We start from the raw sequence: 18,381 nt of genomic DNA on the forward strand, positions 1-18,381 counted from the left end.
GCTTCAAGCAGCAAGCAGGTGGTCTGGTACGCGCTTGCAGCTTGAGGCTTGAGGCCTGCAACTGGAGGAAACCCTATGCCTTTGGAAAATATTTCCTGCCAAAAGAGCTTCGGCGGCTGGCACAAGCGCTACAAGCACCATTCTCAGGTGCTCGGTTGCGACATGGTGTTTGCCGTCTATCTGCCGCCACAGGCGGAGCAGGGCGGCAAGCTGCCGGTGTTGTACTGGCTTTCCGGCCTGACCTGCACAGATGAAAACTTCATGCAGAAAGCCGCTGCCCATCGACTGGCGGCCGAGCTGGGCATCATCATCGTGGCGCCTGATACCAGTCCGCGCGGTGCTGACGTGGCAGATGACCCTGACGGCGCCTGGGACTTCGGTCAAGGCGCGGGCTTCTACCTCAACGCCACCGAGCAGCCTTACGCGCGGCATTACCAAATGCATGATTACGTGGTCAAGGAACTGCCGACGCTGATCGAGGGGCATTTCCCGGCGTCACAGGTGCGCAGCATCAGCGGGCACTCGATGGGCGGTCACGGCGCGCTGGTCTGCGCATTGCGTAATCCTGGTCGCTATCGTTCGGTATCAGCGTTCTCGCCGATCAGTAATCCGATCGATTGCCCCTGGGGGCAAAAGGCATTCTCCCGTTATCTGGGCGAAGACCGTTCTCGCTGGCGCGAGTGGGATGCCAGCGTGCTGATTGCGCAGGCGTCCGAAAAGCTGCCGACCCTGGTCGATCAGGGCGATCGTGATGATTTTCTGGTCAACCAGCTCAAGCCCGAGGTGCTGGTTCAGGCGGCCAAGGCTGCGGACTATCCGCTGACCCTGCGCATGCAGCCAGGTTACGACCACAGCTATTTCTTCATCGCCAGCTTCATCGAAGACCATCTCAGGCATCACGCTGCAGCCTTGAACAGCTAACGCGCGCCAAAGCAGGTAGAATCACGCCCTGACTTTTTTCAGGGCGTTTTTTTATGCGTATTGGCCATGGCTTTGATGTGCACCGTTTCGCTGAAGGCGACTTCATTACCTTGGGCGGCGTGCGGATTGCACACGGGTTCGGCCTGCTGGCCCATTCCGATGGCGATGTCCTGCTGCATGCCTTGAGCGATGCGCTTCTGGGTGCCGCAGCGCTGGGCGATATCGGCAAGCACTTTCCCGACACGGATCCGCAGTTCAAAGGCGCCGACAGCCGCGTACTGCTGCGTCATGTCCTTACGTTGATTCATGGCAAAGGCTGGAAGGTCGGTAATGTCGACGCCACCATCGTCGCTCAGGCACCGAAAATGGCGCCGCACATTGATGCCATGCGTGCATTGATCGCTGCAGACCTTCAGGTTGAGCCGGATCAGGTCAACGTCAAGGCCACGACGACTGAAAAGCTTGGCTTTACCGGGCGTGAAGAAGGCATCGCGGTGCATGCCGTTGCGTTGTTGCTGCGCGCATGAATGAACGTGAACTGCTGGGCCCGCGAGCTTACGGCGAGGCACTGGGGCGTGCAGTCCTCAAGGCGACTGCCGAAGACTTTCAGGTCGACGAAGTGCTGGACATTCCGCTTTCCGGGGATGGCGAGCACTTGTGGCTATGGGTCGAGAAGCGCGGTCTGAACACGGAAGAGGCGGCCCGCCGACTGGCCAGGGCTGCGGGCGTCCAGCTGCGCACAGTCAGCTACGCCGGGCTCAAGGATCGCCAGGCACTGACCCGCCAGTGGTTCAGCATTCAGTTGCCTGGCAAGGCCGATCCTGATCTGTCCGCTGCGCAGGACGACACGCTGCAGATTCTCAAAAGTGGCCGCCACAAACGCAAACTGCAACGCGGCGCCCACGCGGCCAATGGCTTCACGTTGCGTCTGACCCAGCTGGATGCAGACAAGGACGCCTTGAATCAGCGTCTTGAAACCATTGTACGGCAGGGTATTCCCAATTATTTCGGCACGCAGCGTTTCGGCTATCAGGGCGGAAATCTTGGCGAGGCACGCGATTACGCCGCCCGCAAGGCGCTGCCTGAGCAACGCGCGGTGCGTTCGCGACTGTTGTCCACGGCGCGCAGTTACCTGTTTAACCGAGTGTTGGCCGCTCGGGTTGCCGATGGCAGCTGGCAGAAGGCTCAGGTCGGTGATTTGCTGGCGTTCACCGACAGCCGCAGCTTTTTCCCGGCCGGGGTGGATGAATGCAGCGATCCTCGTCTGGCGATCCTCGATCTGCACCCCACCGGACCTCAATGGGGTGAAGGCCCTTCGCCAGCTGGCGGTGCGACGGCAGCGCTGGAAAATACCGTTGCCGATGACGAATCCGTGTTGCGTGACTGGCTGGTCAGAGCGGGCATGGAGCACGAACGGCGCATCCTGCGACTGCCCATTGGGCGGCTGACGTGGCATTATCCCGAGTCTGACATTCTGCAACTGGAATTCGTCCTTCCGCCCGGATGTTTCGCGACCGTTTTGGTCCGCGAACTCATCGATCTGGTGCCGGTTGGGCAGACGGACAGCTCATGCGTATTCTGATATCAAATGATGACGGGGTGAATGCGCCCGGTCTTGTCGCGCTCCATGCGGCGTTGGCGAACTACGCCGACTGCGTGGTGATTGCGCCTGATCAGGACAAAAGTGGTGCCAGCAGTTCTCTGACACTCGACCGGCCCCTGCATCCGCACACCCTGGAAAATGGCTTCATCAGTGTCAACGGTACGCCCACCGACTGCGTGCATCTGGGCATTCACGGGCTACTGGAGCGTCAACCGGACATGGTGGTTTCAGGCATCAACCTGGGGGCCAATCTGGGCGACGATGTACTGTATTCCGGAACGGTTGCTGCAGCCCTTGAAGGGCGTTTTCTGCAGCGCCCGTCGTTTGCCTTTTCGTTTCTGTCACGTCAGCCGGATAATCTGGCGACGGCGGCGCATTACGCGCGCTTGCTGGTCGAGGCCCATGAGCAACTCGACCTGCCACCCCGCACGGTATTGAACGTGAATATTCCCAACCTGCCGCTCGAGCATATCCGCGGCATTCAATTGACCCGATTGGGGCATCGTGCCCGCGCTGCAGCACCGATCAGAGTCGTCGATCCGCGTGGCCGCGCCGGCTACTGGATCGCTGCTGCCGGCGATGTCGAGGACGGCGGTGCCGGGACCGACTTTCATGCGGTCGTACAAGGCTACGTATCGATCACGCCGTTGCAGCTGGATAGAACCTATCAGGACGGATTCAGCAGCCTGAACACCTGGCTGGAGGGACTTCGTTGATGTCACGCGAGCAGGATGATCTATTGCGTCGAGGGATCGGAATGACGTCGCAGCGTACCCGCGAGCGTCTGATTCAACGCCTCTGCGAAGAGGGCATTTCCAACCAGCGGGTACTGGACGTCATTCGCAAGACGCCCCGGCATCTGTTTGTCGATGAAGCGCTGGCGCATCGCGCCTATGAAGATACCGCATTGCCCATCGGCCACAACCAGACCATTTCCCAGCCTTACATGGTCGCGCGGATGAGCGAGCTGCTGTTGGCAGCCGGGCCGCTGGACAAGGTTATGGAGATCGGTACCGGGTCAGGCTATCAGACCGCTGTGCTGGCGCAGCTGGTAGAGCGAGTGTTTTCCGTCGAGCGCATCAAGGTGCTTCAGGATCGCGCCAAGGAGCGTCTGGTCGAGCTCAACCTGCGCAACGTGGTGTTCCGCTGGGGTGACGGCTGGGAGGGCTGGCCAGCCCTGGCGCCGTATAACGGCATCATCGTCACGGCTGTGGCCACCGATGTACCGCAGGCATTGCTCGATCAACTGGCACCGGGAGGCCGATTGGTCATTCCAGTGGGCTCGGGGGAAGTTCAGCAGTTGATGCTGATCATCCGTGAAGAACACGGTTTTTCCCGGCACGTGCTGGGGGCTGTGCGCTTCGTGCCGCTGCTCAATGGGCCCATCGCTTGAAGATTGTCTGCGGTAACAATGAATTCTGGCGTCAGTCATCGGTCTACAGCGCGCGGCCCGGAATGTTAAATGGCCTGATGGCATCATTCCCACGCAGCTGATTGATACTTAACAGCGTTTTTCAGCGGATATCACTGGCTGCCCGTCGCTATTACGGCACAATAGGCATCTTTTTTGAATTCAGTCACCAGTAAAGGGAGTGGCGGGTGAGTCTCACAGTCATTCAGCAGCTCAGGTCTTCAAGAAGTTATCAGCGTCTGGTGATTGGCATTGCTCTCAGTGTCCTTTTGGTCGGCTGCTCCAGCTCGCCTTCAGGCGGCGTTCGCGTCGTTGATCGCAACGGCAATGCCGTGGCCCAGCGCCCGACGGTGACCACTGGCCAATACGTGGTCAGGCGCGGCGACACACTTTTTTCCATTGCATTTCGTTACGGCTGGGACTGGAAGGCGCTGGCTGCCCGCAACCAGATTCCCGAGCCGTTTACCATCAAGCCTGGTCAGACAATTCGCTTTGACGGACGCTCCTCTTCAACGCCGAGCGTGGTTTCAACGTCGGGCGGCGGGCGTCCGGTGACGTCCACATCGACCACGACCAGCAGCTCCGGATCCGTCAAAACCACGGTGATGTCCAAACCCGTTGCGGTTGTACCCGTGGTTATACCTCCGTCGGCGACCACCGGGACAGGCCCGGCTGGCAAGTCTCCGACGGGTTGGACCTGGCCTTCGAGTGGCATTTTGATAGGAAAATTTTCCTCAAACGGCAGTTTGAATAAAGGAATTGATATCGCTGGTGATTTGGGACAGCCTGTTTTGGCAGCGTCTGATGGTTCAGTTGTTTACGCCGGAAGTGGATTACGGGGCTACGGCGAATTGATCATCATCAAACACAGCGATACCTACGTCAGTGCCTACGGTCATAACCGCAGGCTTTTGGTACGGGAAGGACAACAGGTCAAGGCAGGGCAGACGATTGCCGAAATGGGGTCAACAGGAACTGACCGGGTGAAACTGCATTTTGAGATTCGCCGCCAAGGGAAACCTGTAGATCCGTTAGGATTCTTGCCACGCCGTTGATAGTTGTCAGCCTGTTCCTGGCGTAATAGGAACAGGCTCAAGCGTTGCCATGGAACCAGGCGATGCTGGAGCTTGAGGTCGAACTCACCAAAGGACTAAAACAATGGCTCTTGGCAACGAAGCGCCGGAGTTTGACATCGATGATGAAGTGCTCCTTATGGAAGCCGGCATTGTCCTGAAGGAAGCGTCAAACGAGAAGCAGCCAGCCGCTGTCTCGGGACGTACCAAGGTCAAGCATTCAACATCGCTCAAACAACACAAGTACATTGACTACACGCGGGCGCTCGATGCTACCCAGCTGTACCTCAATGAAATCGGTTTTTCTCCTCTATTGTCCCCGGAAGAAGAAGTGCATTTTGCGCGCCTGTCGCAAAGTGGAGACCCGGCCGGGCGCAAACGCATGATTGAAAGCAATCTGCGGTTGGTAGTGAAAATTGCCAGACGCTATGTCAATCGTGGGCTGTCATTGCTTGATCTGATCGAGGAGGGCAACCTGGGGTTGATCCGGGCGGTCGAGAAGTTCGACCCGGAGCGCGGCTTTCGTTTCTCGACCTACGCTACCTGGTGGATTCGTCAAACCATCGAACGCGCGATCATGAATCAGACGCGGACCATCCGGCTGCCGATTCATGTGGTCAAGGAGCTGAACGTTTATCTGCGTGCGGCCAGAGAGCTGACTCAGAAGCTGGATCACGAACCCTCTCCTGAAGAGATTGCCAACCTGCTGGAAAAACCGGTAGGCGAGGTCAAGCGCATGCTGGGCCTGAACGAGCGTGTCTCGTCGGTGGACGTTTCGCTGGGTCCGGATTCGGACAAGACGCTGCTCGATACCTTGACCGACGACCGTCCGACAGACCCCTGCGAGCTGCTGCAGGACGACGATCTCTCACAAAGCATCGATCAATGGCTGTCTGAACTGACCGAGAAGCAGCGCGAGGTGGTGATTCGCCGCTTTGGCTTGCGCGGGCATGAAAGCAGCACGCTTGAAGATGTAGGGCTTGAAATCGGTCTGACGCGTGAGCGTGTAAGGCAGATTCAGGTCGAAGGACTCAAGCGCCTGCGTGAGATCCTTGAGAAAAACGGTCTGTCCAGCGAGTCTCTCTTCCAGTAATTCACTTCCGCAGCATCCATCCAGGGCCGATATGACACAGTGTGTGTATATCGGCCTTTTTATATGTCTTCCATAATTTCAATGTTGCTGCGCGTCCTGTCAGCCGACGCTGTTCTGCCTGGTCGATAACGGGGTGCTTGTACTCAGAGGTTTCAAAGCCTGTAAGTCATTGCGTACGCTTGCTGTAAGTCATTCAGGTAAGCGGAGTGAGGCTTGTTGCCAATTCGTCGTTTTTTTCATCGAAAGGCTTTGTTTTATAAGGGTTTTATATTCTGAAAGGCGTCCGTTCAAGAAATATTCTGGAGCGTTTCGGGTGTTGCTCTCCAGGGTTAAATCTCTAATATCGAAGCTGTGCTAACGGACAGGCACAGGCCATCAAGGATGACGGTCAAGGATATCGCGGGATGCGATTCATCAGGACGATGACAAGGGAATACAGGGATCAAGGAAAAATGTGGGCGGGTCATACCGCCCCTTTTTTTGTCTGCAGAAAATCGTCTTCAAAAAAAAAAGGCCCTATCGAGGGCCTTTTGTCTGTATGGAATCTAACGTTCCAGATCAGCGATCTTGCCTGTTTTGCCATCCCACTCTGCCGCATCCGGCATCGCATCTTTCTTTTCGGTGATGTTGGGCCAGACATCGGCAAGCTCGGCATTCAGCTCGATGAAGTTTTCCATGCCGGCAGGGATCTCGTCTTCCGAATAGATGGCTACGGCAGGGCACTCTGGCTCGCAGAGCGCGCAGTCGATGCACTCGTCCGGGTGGATCACCAGGAAATTCGGGCCTTCGTAAAAGCAGTCCACCGGACAGACTTCTACGCAGTCGGTGTACTTGCACTTGATGCAGTTGTCGGTGACGACGAAGGTCATTTCTAATTTTCTCCTCAGGCGGCTGCGGCAGAGCCCTTCCAGACAGGGGTGCCAGGTTCGGGAGGTTTCCCGGCCCTATGAAAACACGTGCTTTTGGTGGGTGGCCTTGAGGCAGTAAGACTGCGTCGTCTACTACCTGTCCCTGCTACCTACCGGCGGTTCGCTGCATTTTCACGCGGCTCGAAAAACGCCTCGACCAGGCTAAAAGCCGAGAGCGTCCCAAACCGCGCGGGATTCTAACAGTATGTAACGCTTCACGTCACAGGCGAGTTTGCAATGTGTATAGCAAATCCAGTGCCTGTCGCGGGGTCATATCGTCGACCTTGACCTTCGACAGCTCGTCGAGCACCGGGTGCGGCAGACTTGCGAACATATCGCTCTGCTGCGGGACGGCCGGCTTGCCGGGTTTGGCGCGCGGCTGCTCGTGCGGCAGGCTGGTGGTTTCCAGACGCTGCAAGTGCTCCTTGGCGCGGCTGATGACCTTGCCCGGCACACCGGCCAGTTGCGCCACGGCCAGTCCGTAGCTCTGGCTCGCAGGCCCTGGCAGTACGCGGTGCAGGAACACGATGCGCTCATTATGCTCGGTGGCGTTGAGGTGCACATTGGTCACCAGCGGTTCGCTTTCCGGCAACACCGTCAGTTCGAAATAGTGCGTGGCGAACAGTGTGTAGGCACGCAGTTGCGCGAGGCATTCAGCTGCCGCCCAGGCCAGCGACAGGCCGTCGAAGGTACTGGTGCCGCGTCCGACTTCGTCCATCAGTACCAGACTTTTATCGGTGGCGTTGTGCAGGATGTTTGCCGTTTCGCTCATTTCGACCATGAACGTCGAGCGCCCGCCCGCCAGGTCGTCGCTGGAGCCGATGCGGGTGAAGATCCGGTCGACCAGCGACAGTTCGCAGCTGGCAGCAGGGACGAAGCTGCCGATATGGGCCAGCAGCACGATCAGCGCCGTCTGGCGCATATAAGTCGATTTACCGCCCATGTTCGGGCCGGTGATGACCAGCATGCGCGTGCTGTCGTCCAGCGCCAGGTCGTTGGCAACGAAAGGCGTGCTCAGAACCTGTTCCACCACCGGATGGCGGCCCTGCTCGATGCGCATGCAAGGTTCGGCGACGAAGCGTGGGCAATTGAGGTCCAGGTTCAGCGCGCGCTCCGCAAGGTTGCTCAGCACGTCCAGTTCGGCCAGCGCCGCCGCGGTATCCTGAAGCGGCGCAAGATGACCGATCAGGTCTTCGAGCAGTGTTTCGTAGAGCATCTTTTCCCGGGCCAGCGCGCGGCTCTTGGCCGACAACGCCTTGTCTTCGAACTCTTTGAGCTCGGGCGTGATAAAGCGCTCGGCACCCTTCAGGGTCTGGCGGCGTATGTAATCGGCCGGGGCCTGCTCAGCCTGCTTGCTTGGCAACTCGATAAAGTAGCCATGCACGCGGTTGTAGCCGACTTTCAGGTTGCCGAGGCCGGTGCGGGCTTTTTCGCGGGCTTCCAGGTCGATCAGGAACTGACCGGCGTTTTCGCTCAGCGACTGCAGATCATCCAGTTCAGCGTCGTAGCCAGTCTTCAAAACGCCGCCGTCACGGATGACGGCAGGCGGATTGTCGATGATCGCGCGCTGCAGCAGGTCGGCCAGCTCGGGATAGGTGCTGGCCGTCTGCGCAAGTTGCTGCAGGTGCGGCGCGTCCAGATCGCTCATCGCCTGTTGCAGTTCGGGCAGGGCGCTCAGTGCGTCGCGCAGGCGGGCGAGGTCACGTGGCCGCGCGTTACGCAGGCCGATACGCGCCAGAATCCGCTCGATGTCGCCGATTTCCTTGAGCTGCGGCTGCAGGTTTTCGAAGCGATAGCGTTCCAGAAAGCAGGTGATCGACGTCTGGCGTGCCTGAAGGATGGTCAGGTCGCGCAACGGCCGGTTCAGCCAGCGGGTCAGCAGCCGTGTCCCCATCGCGGTCTGGCAGCGGTCCATGACCGATTGCAGAGTGTTGTCACGGCCTCCGGACAGGTTGGTGTCCAGTTCCAGGTTACGGCGACTGGCTGCATCGAGGATCACGGTATCGTCGAGACGTTCGTGACGCAGGCTGCGTAAATGGGGCAGGGCGGTGCGCTGGGTTTCCTTGGCATAGCTGAGCAGGCAGCCGGCAGCACCAATGGCCAGCGTCAGGTTTTCGCAACCGAACCCCTTCAGGTCCTGGGTTGCAAACTGCTGACACAGACTTTTATGGGCTGAGTCGCGCTCGAAATCCCAGGGCGCGCGACGTCGAGAACCGCGGCGCTTCTCGGCAGGCAGACCTTGTGGCCAGTCGTCCGGAATCAGCAGCTCGACCGGGTTGATGCGCTCGAGCTCGGCCAGCAGGTTCTCCCAGCCCTTGATCTCCAGCACACTGAAGTTGCCGCTGGTGATATCCAGTACTGCCAGGCCGAACAGGCGCTCGTCACCCAGCACGGCGGCGATCAGGTTATCGCGGCGCTCGTCGAGCAGGGCCTCATCGCTGATGGTCCCTGGCGTGATGATCCGCACCACCTGACGATCCACCGGCCCCTTGCTGGTGGCGGGGTCGCCGATCTGCTCGCAGATCACCACCGATTCGCCCAATTTCACCAGCTTGGCCAGATAACCCTCGGCTGCGTGGTAGGGAATCCCGCACATGGGAATGCTCTGACCTGCCGACTGGCCGCGTGCGGTCAGGGTTATATCCAGCAGCTTGGCGGCTTTCTTCGCGTCTTCGTAGAAGATCTCGTAGAAATCGCCCATGCGATAAAACATCAGTTGATCCAGGTGCTGGTTTTTGAGTTTCCAGTACTGCTGCATCATCGGAGTGTGTGCGGAGAGGTCGGAAATTGCTTTATTCATCAGTGGCTTAGGCAAATTCTTGAGAGGAGTGAGGCAACCTTGAGACGCGACGGGTGGCCCTTGTCTGAAGCAAGGGGCGTCTGCCGGGTATGTGCGATGGCGGCAAGGTTATCACGCTCGACCGGGTGGTGCAGTGACAGCGTGGCTTCCCGCGTATTGGTGACCGGGCGTTTCTAGACAGCCATGCACCCCGATTTGCCGTATAGACTTTCATCGCTGCCACCCGATAACCGGGCGGTAACTTATAAAAAAGGACTTTTATATGAAGAACAAACGAGCAAGAGATTCTGTCAGCGGGCGCTTCATTCCTTTGGAAGAAGCCAGAAAAAGGCCGAGAGAAACCACGGTGGAAACGGTCAAAAAGCCCGGACGCAGGAAAAATGACAAGTAAAGCAGCATGCTCAGCCCCGTTGCGCGGCAGGTGCGCGGCCTCAGGATTCACCTTTACAGGCTTTCCAGCATGAACGATTACACCGTGAATGAGATAACCGGGCTTGCCGATATGCTTGGCAGGCTTCTGGGCGCAATGAACGCGCAAGTGACCACTGCCGAATCCTGTACGGGGGGCGGAATCGCTGAAGCGATCACGCGCATTGCCGGCAGCTCGGCGTGGTTCGAAGCGGGCTACGTGACCTATTCGAATGCCCAGAAGACCCGCCAGCTAGGGGTGCCCGAGGTGTTGTTCGAACAGGTCGGGGCAGTCAGCCAGGCGGTTGTCGAAGCCATGGTGCGAGGCGCACAGCGTGAAAGTGGTGCACGATTCGCCGTCGCGGTCAGCGGTGTCGCAGGGCCCGGCGGCGGTTCGCCGGACAAACCGGTCGGTACCGTGTGGCTGTGCTGGGGCAAGGATGATGCGCTGATCGCCCGGCGTTGCCACTTCGATGGCGACCGTGATCAGGTCCGTCGACAGACGGTTAAAGCCGCGCTGCACGGGCTGATACAGCTTGCGCGCGGAGAAATGCCAAAACAGGGGTAGGCGCGCGCTCACTGCTGTGGAATAATACTGTCTACTTATACAGGTGTTGTGGCCATCAAGGCCCTAATTGAATTTGATTACGTGAGGACTTCAATGGACGACAACAAGAAGAAAGCCTTGGCTGCGGCCTTGGGTCAGATCGAGCGTCAGTTCGGTAAAGGCGCCGTGATGCGCATGGGCGATCATGATCGCCAGGCGATCCCTGCCATCTCCACCGGTTCGCTGGGTCTGGATATCGCACTCGGTATTGGTGGTCTGCCGAAAGGCCGGATCGTGGAAATCTACGGTCCTGAGTCTTCCGGTAAAACCACACTGACACTGTCGGTCATCGCTCAGGCCCAGAAAATGGGTGCTACCTGCGCCTTTGTCGACGCCGAGCACGCACTGGATCCGGAATACGCCGGAAAGCTGGGCGTCAACGTCGACGACCTGCTGGTTTCGCAGCCGGACACCGGTGAGCAGGCGCTGGAAATCACCGACATGCTGGTGCGCTCCAATGCCATCGACGTGATCGTGGTCGACTCCGTTGCTGCGCTGGTGCCCAAGGCAGAGATCGAAGGCGAAATGGGTGACATGCACGTGGGTCTGCAGGCACGTCTGATGTCGCAGGCGCTGCGCAAGATCACCGGCAACATCAAGAACGCCAACTGCCTGGTGATCTTCATCAACCAGATCCGCATGAAGATCGGCGTGATGTTCGGCAGCCCGGAAACCACCACCGGTGGTAACGCGCTGAAGTTCTACGCTTCGGTACGTCTGGACATCCGCCGTACAGGCGCGGTCAAGGAAGGCGATGAAGTTGTCGGCAGCGAAACCCGCGTCAAGGTCGTGAAGAACAAGGTAGCTCCGCCGTTCCGTCAGGCCGAGTTCCAGATTCTCTACGGCAAGGGTATCTACCTGAATGGCGAAATCGTCGACCTGGCCGTTCTGCATGGTTTTGTCGAGAAGTCCGGCGCCTGGTACAGCTACCAGGGCAGCAAGATCGGTCAGGGCAAGGCCAACTCGGCCAAGTTCCTGGCAGATAACCCGGAAATCTGCAAAGCGCTCGAGAAGCAGATCCGCGACAAGCTGCTGACCCCTGGCGTTGATACCAAGGCTGTCGGCTCCCGTGAAGCAGTGGCTGCCGATGACATGTCTGAAGCAGATGTCGATATCTGATAGCCATGCCTGCCGTGCTCGATACACCCGTCGCCGTCAGGCGCACTGCAATGGACCTGCTCGCACGTCGCGAGCACGGTCGAGTCGAGCTGACGCGTAAACTGCGTCAGCGCGGCGCTACCCCCGAGCTTATCGATGCAGCCCTTGATCGTCTGGTCGAGGAAGGTCTGCTCTCTGAATCCCGTTACCTCGAAAGCTTCGTTTCTTACCGGGCACGTTCGGGCTACGGTCCTGTTCGTATTCGAGAAGAGCTTGGTCAGCGAGGCTTGCAACGTGCCGACATTGAGCAGGCGCTCAGGGAGTGCGGCGTTGATTGGCAGGAGAAGCTTCACGAGCTCTGGCAGCGCAAGTTTGCCGGTGCCCTGCCTGTCGATGCGCGCGAGCGGGCCAAGCAGGGGCGTTTTCTGAGTTATCGCGGCTATCCGCTGGAAATGATCGGCCGCTTGTTAAGCGGCCGTGGCGTGGATGACTGATATATCCGGGCGCTTACTGTGGCGCCCGATTCCGAGCTGCGTCCCTTGTCACTGAAGCGTCTTCCCAGTTTTCCTGTTGATTGATGTAATCCACCAGTTCCCGAAGCCTGCCCTGATTGCGTCCTGTGAAGGTGAACGCCAGTCGTGTCAGGTGACTGAATTGCGCTTCATCGTGCTCTTCGCCCTGATAACTGTGCTGATGAAAGTTTTCATTGATGCACAGGTCAGCGAACGCTTCCTGCATGTGCTCCAGGGCCTGTTCGTTCAGCGCATGATGCATACGGATCACGAACTTGTTTTTCAGCCAGCGGCTGGAATGGAAGTTCGCATAAAACCGGTTGATCTCTTCCACCGCTTCATCGGCGCTGTAAACCAGCCTCATCAGCTTCATGTCGGCTGGCAGAATGTAGTGATTGTCCTGCAACTGATGCTTGATGAAGTCCAGTGCACCTTGCCAGAAACTTCCGCCAGGCGTGTCCAGCAATACAACAGGCACCAACGGGCTTTTGCCGGTTTGTATCAGCGTCAGCACTTCCAGGGCTTCATCCAGAGTTCCGAAGCCGCCTGGGCATAGCACCAGCGCGTCGGCTTCCTTGACGAAGAACAGCTTGCGCGTAAAGAAGAAGTGGAAGGGCAGCAGGTTTTCGCTGCCTTCTACCGTCGGGTTGGCGTGCTGTTCGAAAGGCAGGGTAATGTTGAACCCAAGGCTGTGTTTCAAGCCTGCACCGGCATGGGCTGCCGCCATGATGCCGCCGCCTGCACCGGTGATCACCATCATGTCGGAGCGGGCCAGTTTTTCACCCAGCTCTGTGGCTTGTGCGTACAGCGGATGTTCCATTGGTGTACGGGCGGAGCCGAACACAGTGACTTTGCGGCGGCCCTTGAAGCGCTCGAGCACCCGAAAGGCTTTGTCCAGTTCGCGCAGGGTTTGCAGCGTTATCTTGACGTCCCAGCGGTTGCGGTCATCCTGGGCCATGCGCAGCACCGTGAGCATCATGTCGCGGTACAGCGGCAGGTTTTTCGTGCCCGGAGCCACCTCATTGAGGTGCTCTTCAATCTTGCTGGTCAGGTCGAGACCGTCGCTTTGAAAGTGTCGGGATAAAAGATCGTCAGGTACATACGGCATTCGGGATTTTTCCTCCTGCTGGATCAATGGCCCGGTGGGGCGTGTTGAATCGATGATGTCCCGGTTTGCAGAGAAAGGCTACCCATACCCTGTTCATTATCAGGGTGGATTAGTTGCAGGATGTCTTGAGTATTGCTCGACTGACGCGCCTGAGGGACAGGCGCGCGGGGGGCGGCTACATGTCGGGCGTAGCTTACTGCTTGGGCTTTACAGTGCAGTCGGAAGCCTGAAAGGTCTGCGTCACAACGGGGCGGTTGGTCTTGTACTCGGTGAACTGATACTTGAGTACGGCCCCCTTGGTCATCAACTGGCGGAAACCATTGTTGTGGCAAACGCTATTACCCAGCTGGTTGCGCATCACGTCCGGATTGGCGCGCATCTGCTGAGCCTGGCCTTCACGAACGCTCAGGTGGTTGATCAACTGGTTGCCGCTGACGGTATAGCCCTGATCGAGGATGTCTTCGTTGATCGCTCGCGGCGTGCCGACACTGCTTTCCTTAGCGACTTTTTCCAGCATCTTGCTGAGTTCGAACTCCTGTTTCGACGCCGCTTGGGCGCACAGTGGAGCAACGAGCAAAAGCGTAAGGGTGGGTACGATAAGGCGCAGCATTAAACTCTCCTGATTAAGTCACTGGCCGTTGGACCAGCGACTTCAAAGTGCGTTCCGGGCCGCCCACCGATAGGGCGGGGTGCGATGGCGCAGCAGTATAGAGCAGGAGTCTTGATCGGGCCTAGGCTCTGTATGAAAAGAGGCCGCCGGATCGAAAGCGCGTTGAAGTGCCGGGCCTCTGATAAACTGCGCGGACTTTAATCCTGCCGAGTCTTTGTGGTGTCGATGTCTTCCCCCCGCAGGCATGTCCTGTAATGAGCCATGCCGTTTCCCGCCTGCGCGATGAGCGTCTGGCCCGCAGTACCAGGCCTTTTATTGCCCGTGGCTCGCGCGCGCCGCGCTGCCCGGAATGCCGGGTGATCTCCAGCTATTGTCTGTGCGAGTGGCGCCCCAGCGTCGCTGCCGATTCAGGCATCTGCCTGCTGATGTATGACACCGAGCCCTTGAAACCGACCAACACCGGTTGGCTGATCGCCGATGTGATCAAGGACACTCATGCCTTCCTCTGGTCGCGGATAGAAGTCGATGAGCAACTGCTCGCCTTGCTGGACGACCCGCAGTGGCAGCCTTACATCGTGTTTCCCGGAGAATTTGTCGCCGAGGAGCGCGTGGTCAATAAGGTCTCGCGCCTGGATGGCAAACGCCCGTTGTTCATTCTGCTGGATGCGACCTGGACCGAAGCGCGCAAGATGTTTCGCAAGAGCCCTTATCTGGAGCGGTTTCCGGTCTTGAGTCTGGAGCCCGAGCAGATCTCGCGCTACCGCTTGCGTCGATCAAGACGCGACGATCACTTCTGCACGGCAGAAGTGGCCGCCCTCTGTCTGGAACTGGCCGGTGACTCCAGTGCCAGCGGCGTGCTGGATGCTTATCTGGACGTCTTCAGCGCTCATTATCTGGGCGCCAAGTTCCAGAACCCGATTGATCCTGATGATGTGGCGCATACCCATTTGAAAGCGTTCATTTGAAGGCTTTTGAAAATCAGGGGTGGTCGAACTGCGCGGGTTTGGCTAATTGCCATCTATGTTCCCGGGTATCGACGCTTCGCGCTTGACCGTCATGGCCATGCTGGGCATGCTTGGCGCCGCCTGGAAGCCGATTCATCTGGTCTGGCAGTGCGCCGAAGCCCGCTACGGGTTTCGCACCGAGCGTTCGCCAGCCTCGCTGGGCGGCCGATTCTTCGGCCCCTCACTATAAAAACAGGATCATTACATGACCTACGACATCCTGATCGCTGATGATCATCCCCTGTTTCGCAGTGCGCTGCATCAGGCGCTGAGCATCGGCCTGGGGCCTGACGCAAGGCTGGTCGAGGCAGAAAGCATTGCCCAGCTTGAGTCGCGCCTGGGGGAAAAGGCTGATTGGGATCTGGTTCTGCTGGACCTGAACATGCCGGGTGCCTATGGTTTCTCCGGGCTGGTCCTGTTGCGTGGCCAGTACCCGCAGATACCGGTGGTGATGGTCTCGGCGCAGGAAGAGGCTTCCATCGTGGTGCGCTCCAAAGAGTTTGGCGCCAGTGGCTTCATTCCCAAATCCAGCTCGCTGGAAGTCATTCAGCAGGCGGTACGCACGGTGCTTGACGGTGACGTCTGGTGGCCGCCGCAGGTCAATGAAGTGATCTGTGTTTCAGACGAAGCGAAGGCTGCCAGCGCAGGCCTTGCCAGCCTGACGCCGCAGCAGTTCCGAGTGTTGACGATGGTCTGTGAAGGCTTGCTGAACAAGCAGATCGCTTCCGAGCTCAGTGTGTCCGAAGCCACGATCAAGGCACATGTCACAGCGATTTTCCGCAAGCTTGGCGTACGCACGCGTACACAGGCAGCATTGTTGTTACAGCAGCTTGAGTCCATTTCGTCCAGTTGATGGCTTTCAGGTTGCAAGCATTCACGCTTTTTTGACCTGTATTGCCTTAGCTTTCCTCATCTTTTTACACAGCAGTCTCTCTATGTCGCCCTTCAAAGGCCAAACCGGTCTGAAACGTATTCTTAACGCCGCTGGTTACTCACTGGACGGTATGCGCGCAGCCTTCAAAGGTGAAGCGGCCTTCCGCCAGCTGGTGCTGCTCAACGTGGTCCTGATTCCGCTGTCGTTTTTCCTGCACGTCAGCAAGGGCGAGCATGCCCTGCTGGTTGCCGTGTGCCTGCTGGCGCTGATCGTCGAGTTGCTTAACTCGGCCGTAGAGGCGGCCATTGACCGTATCTCCCTGGACTTGCACCCGCTGTCCAAGAACGCCAAGGACATGGGCAGTGCTGCCCAGTTCATCGCCCTGAGCATGATTGGTCTGGTGTGGGCGATCATTTTGCTGGGCTAACGCTTTTCGATACAGACCGTCAATACAGGCTGGGCAGCACGATCTCGTCGCTGCGCTGCACTCCGGCGGTGAACGCGCGGCACAGCTCGAGAAACTCGCGCATGGCCGAGGTCTGGTATTTCTGTTTGTGCCAGATGAAGTAGAACTGCCTGGCCAGGTCCAGCTCGGGCGTGGCCAGTTCCACCAGATTGCCGCGACGAAAGGCATCGCGCAGCGCCAGTCTGGAAATGCAGCCAATGCCCAGTCCGGATTCGACTGCGCGCTTGATGGCTTCGGTGTGCTCGAGCTCCAGCCGGACATTCAGCCCGTTACGATGATGACGCATCGCCTGATCGAAGGTCAGGCGTGTGCCGGAGCCCTGTTCCCGGAGAATCCAGGCTTCATGGGTCAGCTCTTCCAGGGTGACCTGCGCGCGCTTGGCCAGCGGATGCTGCGGGGCGCAGAACACCACAAGTTCGTCTTCGACCCAGGATTGCACTTCGATGTCCGGGTGGCTGCAATCGCCTTCGATGAGGCCCAGATCGATCTCGTAGTGCGCAACCTGTTGCACGATATGCGCGGTGTTCTGGACATGCAGCTTGACCTGGCTTTCCGGGTGGCGCTGCATGTAGCCGCCGATCAGCAGCGTTGCCAGGTAATTGCCGATCGTCAGCGTCGCCCCGACCGCCAGGGAGCCGAAGCCCGACTTGCCATTGAGCAGGTCTTCGATTTCCTTGGCCTGATCGAGCAGCGCGACGGCTTGCGGCAGCAATTGCCTGCCGGTGGCGTTGAGGCTGAGGCGCTTGCCGGCGCGGTCAAACAGCTGGCAGCTCGACTGGCGCTCCAGCTCGGTGATGGAGGTGCTGGCAGCCGACTGCGAAAGCGAAAGCAGTACCGCGGCTTTGGAGACGCTTTCCTGCCGGGCGACGGCCACAAATACCTGGAGCTGACGGAGAGTAAATCGCATATCTATATAACCGATAACCTATATCTTGATAATTCATTTAACAGATATTGTGTCTGCCACTAGAATGTCGCGCAATAGCGCAGTGCTTCTGCGCGCACTATTTTTTCAGGAGTCCTCACGTACATGAGCAACATGAACCACGAGCGTGTCCTCAGCGTCCACCACTGGAACGACACCCTCTTCAGTTTCAAGTGCACCCGCGACCCTGGTTTGCGTTTCGAGAACGGTCAGTTCGTGATGATCGGTCTGCAGCAGCCAAACGGTCGTCCGCTCATGCGTGCTTATTCGATTGCCAGCCCGAACTGGGAAGAGCATCTGGAATTCTTCAGCATCAAGGTGCCGGACGGCCCGCTGACTTCCCAGCTGCAGCACCTCAAGGAAGGTGACGAGATCATCATCAGCAAGAAGCCTACGGGTACGCTGGTGCTGGACGATCTCAAGCCGGGCAAGCATCTGTACCTGCTGAGCACTGGCACTGGCCTTGCGCCGTTCATGAGTGTCATCCAGGATCCCGAAACCTACGAGCGTTTCGAGAAGGTCATCCTCTGCCACGGCGTGCGTTACGTGAACGAAGTCGCCTATCGCGAATTCATCACCGAGCATTTGCCGCAGAATGAGTTCTTCGGTGAAGCGCTGCGTGACAAGCTGATCTACTACCCGACGGTCACCCGCGAGCCCTTCGAGAACGAAGGCCGTCTGACCGACCTGATGCGCAGTGGCAAGCTGTTCAGCGACATCGGCCTGCCGCCGATCAACCCGCAGGATGACCGTGCCATGTTGTGCGGTAGCCCGAGCATGCTCGACGAGACCAGCGAAGTGCTCAACAGCTTCGGCCTGACCGTTTCGCCGCGTATGCGTGAGCCGGGCGACTATCTGATCGAGCGTGCTTTCGTCGAGAAGTAAGCCGGCTGCACAAGACCCGCCTCTTCCTTGAGTGGATCAGGCGGGTTTTTGTTGCGCGGGTTTTTTCGCCCCAAT

Annotated in this window: 21 protein-coding genes; 16 read left to right on the top strand and 5 right to left on the bottom strand. The window is 58.5% G+C overall.

The window, feature by feature from the left end; genetic code table 11:
* Positions 1–75 precede the first annotated feature (75 nt).
* From fghA to rpoS, 7 genes are all read left to right on the top strand, one after another.
* Complete coding sequence (gene fghA, locus P406_RS16195; protein WP_046236727.1) at positions 76–921, top strand: S-formylglutathione hydrolase; 846 nt, start codon at positions 76–78, stop codon at positions 919–921.
* Positions 922–974: 53 nt separating this feature from the next.
* Entirely contained in the window at positions 975–1,448 is a 474-nt protein-coding gene (gene ispF / locus P406_RS16200; protein WP_003409333.1) for a 2-C-methyl-D-erythritol 2,4-cyclodiphosphate synthase, read from the top strand.
* The gene (truD, locus tag P406_RS16205; RefSeq protein ID WP_046236728.1) at positions 1,445–2,503 is read left to right on the top strand and encodes a tRNA pseudouridine(13) synthase TruD; all 1,059 of its coding nucleotides are present in this window, start codon (positions 1,445–1,447) and stop codon (positions 2,501–2,503) included. The genes ispF and truD overlap by 4 nt, the downstream gene beginning before the upstream one ends.
* Positions 2,491–3,240: a 5'/3'-nucleotidase SurE gene (surE, locus tag P406_RS16210; RefSeq protein WP_003314323.1), complete on the top strand. Its 750-nt coding sequence runs from the start codon at positions 2,491–2,493 to the stop codon at positions 3,238–3,240. The genes truD and surE overlap by 13 nt, the downstream gene beginning before the upstream one ends.
* A 41-nt stretch (positions 3,241–3,281) precedes the next feature.
* Positions 3,282–3,917 carry a protein-L-isoaspartate(D-aspartate) O-methyltransferase gene (locus tag P406_RS16215; protein WP_003364797.1) on the top strand — a complete coding sequence of 212 codons (636 nt, stop codon included), beginning with the start codon at positions 3,282–3,284 and terminating at the stop codon, positions 3,915–3,917.
* Positions 3,918–4,123: 206 nt separating this feature from the next.
* Positions 4,124–4,990 carry a peptidoglycan DD-metalloendopeptidase family protein gene (locus P406_RS16220; protein ID WP_003409336.1) on the top strand — a complete coding sequence of 289 codons (867 nt, stop codon included), beginning with the start codon at positions 4,124–4,126 and terminating at the stop codon, positions 4,988–4,990.
* 103 nt (positions 4,991–5,093) lie between these two features.
* Positions 5,094–6,101: an RNA polymerase sigma factor RpoS gene (gene rpoS, locus P406_RS16225; RefSeq protein ID WP_003314325.1), complete on the top strand. Its 1,008-nt coding sequence runs from the start codon at positions 5,094–5,096 to the stop codon at positions 6,099–6,101.
* Between the two features lie 545 nt (positions 6,102–6,646).
* Here rpoS and fdxA read toward each other — a convergent pair.
* Together fdxA and mutS are read right to left on the bottom strand one after the other, a co-directional pair.
* Positions 6,647–6,970, bottom strand: coding sequence for a ferredoxin FdxA (gene fdxA, locus P406_RS16230; RefSeq protein WP_046236729.1), 324 nt, complete (start codon positions 6,968–6,970; stop codon positions 6,647–6,649).
* Positions 6,971–7,229: 259 nt separating this feature from the next.
* Positions 7,230–9,797 carry a DNA mismatch repair protein MutS gene (mutS, locus tag P406_RS16235; RefSeq protein ID WP_162234442.1) on the bottom strand — a complete coding sequence of 856 codons (2,568 nt, stop codon included), beginning with the start codon at positions 9,795–9,797 and terminating at the stop codon, positions 7,230–7,232.
* Between the two features lie 274 nt (positions 9,798–10,071).
* Between mutS and P406_RS29965 the strand changes: the two genes are divergently transcribed.
* From P406_RS29965 to recX, 4 genes are all read left to right on the top strand, one after another.
* Positions 10,072–10,200: a hypothetical protein gene (locus tag P406_RS29965; protein ID WP_004406207.1), complete on the top strand. Its 129-nt coding sequence runs from the start codon at positions 10,072–10,074 to the stop codon at positions 10,198–10,200.
* Positions 10,201–10,284: 84 nt separating this feature from the next.
* The gene (locus tag P406_RS16240) at positions 10,285–10,785 is read left to right on the top strand and encodes a CinA family protein (RefSeq protein ID WP_080343922.1); all 501 of its coding nucleotides are present in this window, start codon (positions 10,285–10,287) and stop codon (positions 10,783–10,785) included.
* A 93-nt stretch (positions 10,786–10,878) separates the two neighbouring features.
* Positions 10,879–11,943 (top strand): recombinase RecA, encoded by a 1,065-nt coding sequence (gene recA / locus P406_RS16245; RefSeq protein WP_002554688.1) that lies wholly within the window; start codon positions 10,879–10,881, stop codon positions 11,941–11,943.
* Positions 11,944–11,948: 5 nt separating this feature from the next.
* Positions 11,949–12,416 carry a recombination regulator RecX gene (recX, locus tag P406_RS16250; protein ID WP_046236730.1) on the top strand — a complete coding sequence of 156 codons (468 nt, stop codon included), beginning with the start codon at positions 11,949–11,951 and terminating at the stop codon, positions 12,414–12,416.
* A gap of 13 nt (positions 12,417–12,429) precedes the next feature.
* Here the strand turns inward: recX and P406_RS16255 are convergent, their stop codons facing one another.
* Together P406_RS16255 and P406_RS16260 are read right to left on the bottom strand one after the other, a co-directional pair.
* Positions 12,430–13,542 carry an LOG family protein gene (locus P406_RS16255; RefSeq protein WP_046236731.1) on the bottom strand — a complete coding sequence of 371 codons (1,113 nt, stop codon included), beginning with the start codon at positions 13,540–13,542 and terminating at the stop codon, positions 12,430–12,432.
* A 193-nt stretch (positions 13,543–13,735) separates the two neighbouring features.
* The gene (locus P406_RS16260; protein ID WP_003314332.1) at positions 13,736–14,152 is read right to left on the bottom strand and encodes a quorum-sensing-regulated virulence factor family protein; all 417 of its coding nucleotides are present in this window, start codon (positions 14,150–14,152) and stop codon (positions 13,736–13,738) included.
* A gap of 254 nt (positions 14,153–14,406) precedes the next feature.
* Between P406_RS16260 and P406_RS16265 the strand changes: the two genes are divergently transcribed.
* From P406_RS16265 to P406_RS16275, 4 genes are all read left to right on the top strand, one after another.
* Positions 14,407–15,117, top strand: a complete 711-nt coding sequence (locus tag P406_RS16265; protein WP_046236732.1) for a tRNA-uridine aminocarboxypropyltransferase — start codon at positions 14,407–14,409, stop codon at positions 15,115–15,117.
* 46 nt (positions 15,118–15,163) lie between these two features.
* Positions 15,164–15,346, top strand: coding sequence for a hypothetical protein (locus tag P406_RS27900; RefSeq protein ID WP_080052491.1), 183 nt, complete (start codon positions 15,164–15,166; stop codon positions 15,344–15,346).
* A gap of 15 nt (positions 15,347–15,361) precedes the next feature.
* Positions 15,362–16,009, top strand: a complete 648-nt coding sequence (erdR, locus tag P406_RS16270) for a response regulator transcription factor ErdR (RefSeq protein ID WP_003409356.1) — start codon at positions 15,362–15,364, stop codon at positions 16,007–16,009.
* An 82-nt stretch (positions 16,010–16,091) separates the two neighbouring features.
* Positions 16,092–16,457, top strand: a complete 366-nt coding sequence (locus P406_RS16275; protein ID WP_003314336.1) for a diacylglycerol kinase — start codon at positions 16,092–16,094, stop codon at positions 16,455–16,457.
* A 19-nt stretch (positions 16,458–16,476) separates the two neighbouring features.
* Here the strand turns inward: P406_RS16275 and P406_RS16280 are convergent, their stop codons facing one another.
* The gene (locus tag P406_RS16280) at positions 16,477–17,403 is read right to left on the bottom strand and encodes a LysR family transcriptional regulator (protein ID WP_003339525.1); all 927 of its coding nucleotides are present in this window, start codon (positions 17,401–17,403) and stop codon (positions 16,477–16,479) included.
* A gap of 123 nt (positions 17,404–17,526) precedes the next feature.
* On the opposite strand from P406_RS16280, the gene fpr reads away from it, so the two are divergent.
* A complete protein-coding gene (fpr, locus tag P406_RS16285; RefSeq protein ID WP_002554680.1) occupies positions 17,527–18,306 on the top strand; it encodes a ferredoxin-NADP reductase in 780 nt (259 codons plus the stop codon).
* Positions 18,307–18,381 lie beyond the last annotated feature (75 nt).

The organism is Pseudomonas syringae pv. coryli str. NCPPB 4273, from assembly GCF_000972175.1.
GTDB lineage: Bacteria > Pseudomonadota > Gammaproteobacteria > Pseudomonadales > Pseudomonadaceae > Aquipseudomonas > Aquipseudomonas syringae.

Excerpts from the sequence above, each read along its gene's own strand:
- fghA (WP_046236727.1), top strand. The coding sequence starts at position 76 with ATGCCTTTGGAAAATATTTCCTGCCAAAAGAGCTTCGGCGGCTGGCAC.
- ispF (WP_003409333.1), top strand. The coding sequence starts at position 975 with ATGCGTATTGGCCATGGCTTTGATGTGCACCGTTTCGCTGAAGGCGAC.
- truD (WP_046236728.1), top strand. The coding sequence starts at position 1,445 with ATGAATGAACGTGAACTGCTGGGCCCGCGAGCTTACGGCGAGGCACTG.
- surE (WP_003314323.1), top strand. The coding sequence starts at position 2,491 with ATGCGTATTCTGATATCAAATGATGACGGGGTGAATGCGCCCGGTCTT.
- P406_RS16215 (WP_003364797.1), top strand. The coding sequence starts at position 3,282 with ATGACGTCGCAGCGTACCCGCGAGCGTCTGATTCAACGCCTCTGCGAA.
- rpoS (WP_003314325.1), top strand. The coding sequence starts at position 5,094 with ATGGCTCTTGGCAACGAAGCGCCGGAGTTTGACATCGATGATGAAGTG.
- fdxA (WP_046236729.1), bottom strand. The coding sequence starts at position 6,970 with ATGACCTTCGTCGTCACCGACAACTGCATCAAGTGCAAGTACACCGAC.
- P406_RS29965 (WP_004406207.1), top strand. The coding sequence starts at position 10,072 with ATGAAGAACAAACGAGCAAGAGATTCTGTCAGCGGGCGCTTCATTCCT.
- recA (WP_002554688.1), top strand. The coding sequence starts at position 10,879 with ATGGACGACAACAAGAAGAAAGCCTTGGCTGCGGCCTTGGGTCAGATC.
- recX (WP_046236730.1), top strand. The coding sequence starts at position 11,949 with ATGCCTGCCGTGCTCGATACACCCGTCGCCGTCAGGCGCACTGCAATG.
- P406_RS16255 (WP_046236731.1), bottom strand. The coding sequence starts at position 13,542 with ATGCCGTATGTACCTGACGATCTTTTATCCCGACACTTTCAAAGCGAC.
- P406_RS16260 (WP_003314332.1), bottom strand. The coding sequence starts at position 14,152 with ATGCTGCGCCTTATCGTACCCACCCTTACGCTTTTGCTCGTTGCTCCA.
- P406_RS16265 (WP_046236732.1), top strand. The coding sequence starts at position 14,407 with ATGAGCCATGCCGTTTCCCGCCTGCGCGATGAGCGTCTGGCCCGCAGT.
- erdR (WP_003409356.1), top strand. The coding sequence starts at position 15,362 with ATGACCTACGACATCCTGATCGCTGATGATCATCCCCTGTTTCGCAGT.
- P406_RS16275 (WP_003314336.1), top strand. The coding sequence starts at position 16,092 with ATGTCGCCCTTCAAAGGCCAAACCGGTCTGAAACGTATTCTTAACGCC.
- P406_RS16280 (WP_003339525.1), bottom strand. The coding sequence starts at position 17,403 with ATGCGATTTACTCTCCGTCAGCTCCAGGTATTTGTGGCCGTCGCCCGG.
- fpr (WP_002554680.1), top strand. The coding sequence starts at position 17,527 with ATGAGCAACATGAACCACGAGCGTGTCCTCAGCGTCCACCACTGGAAC.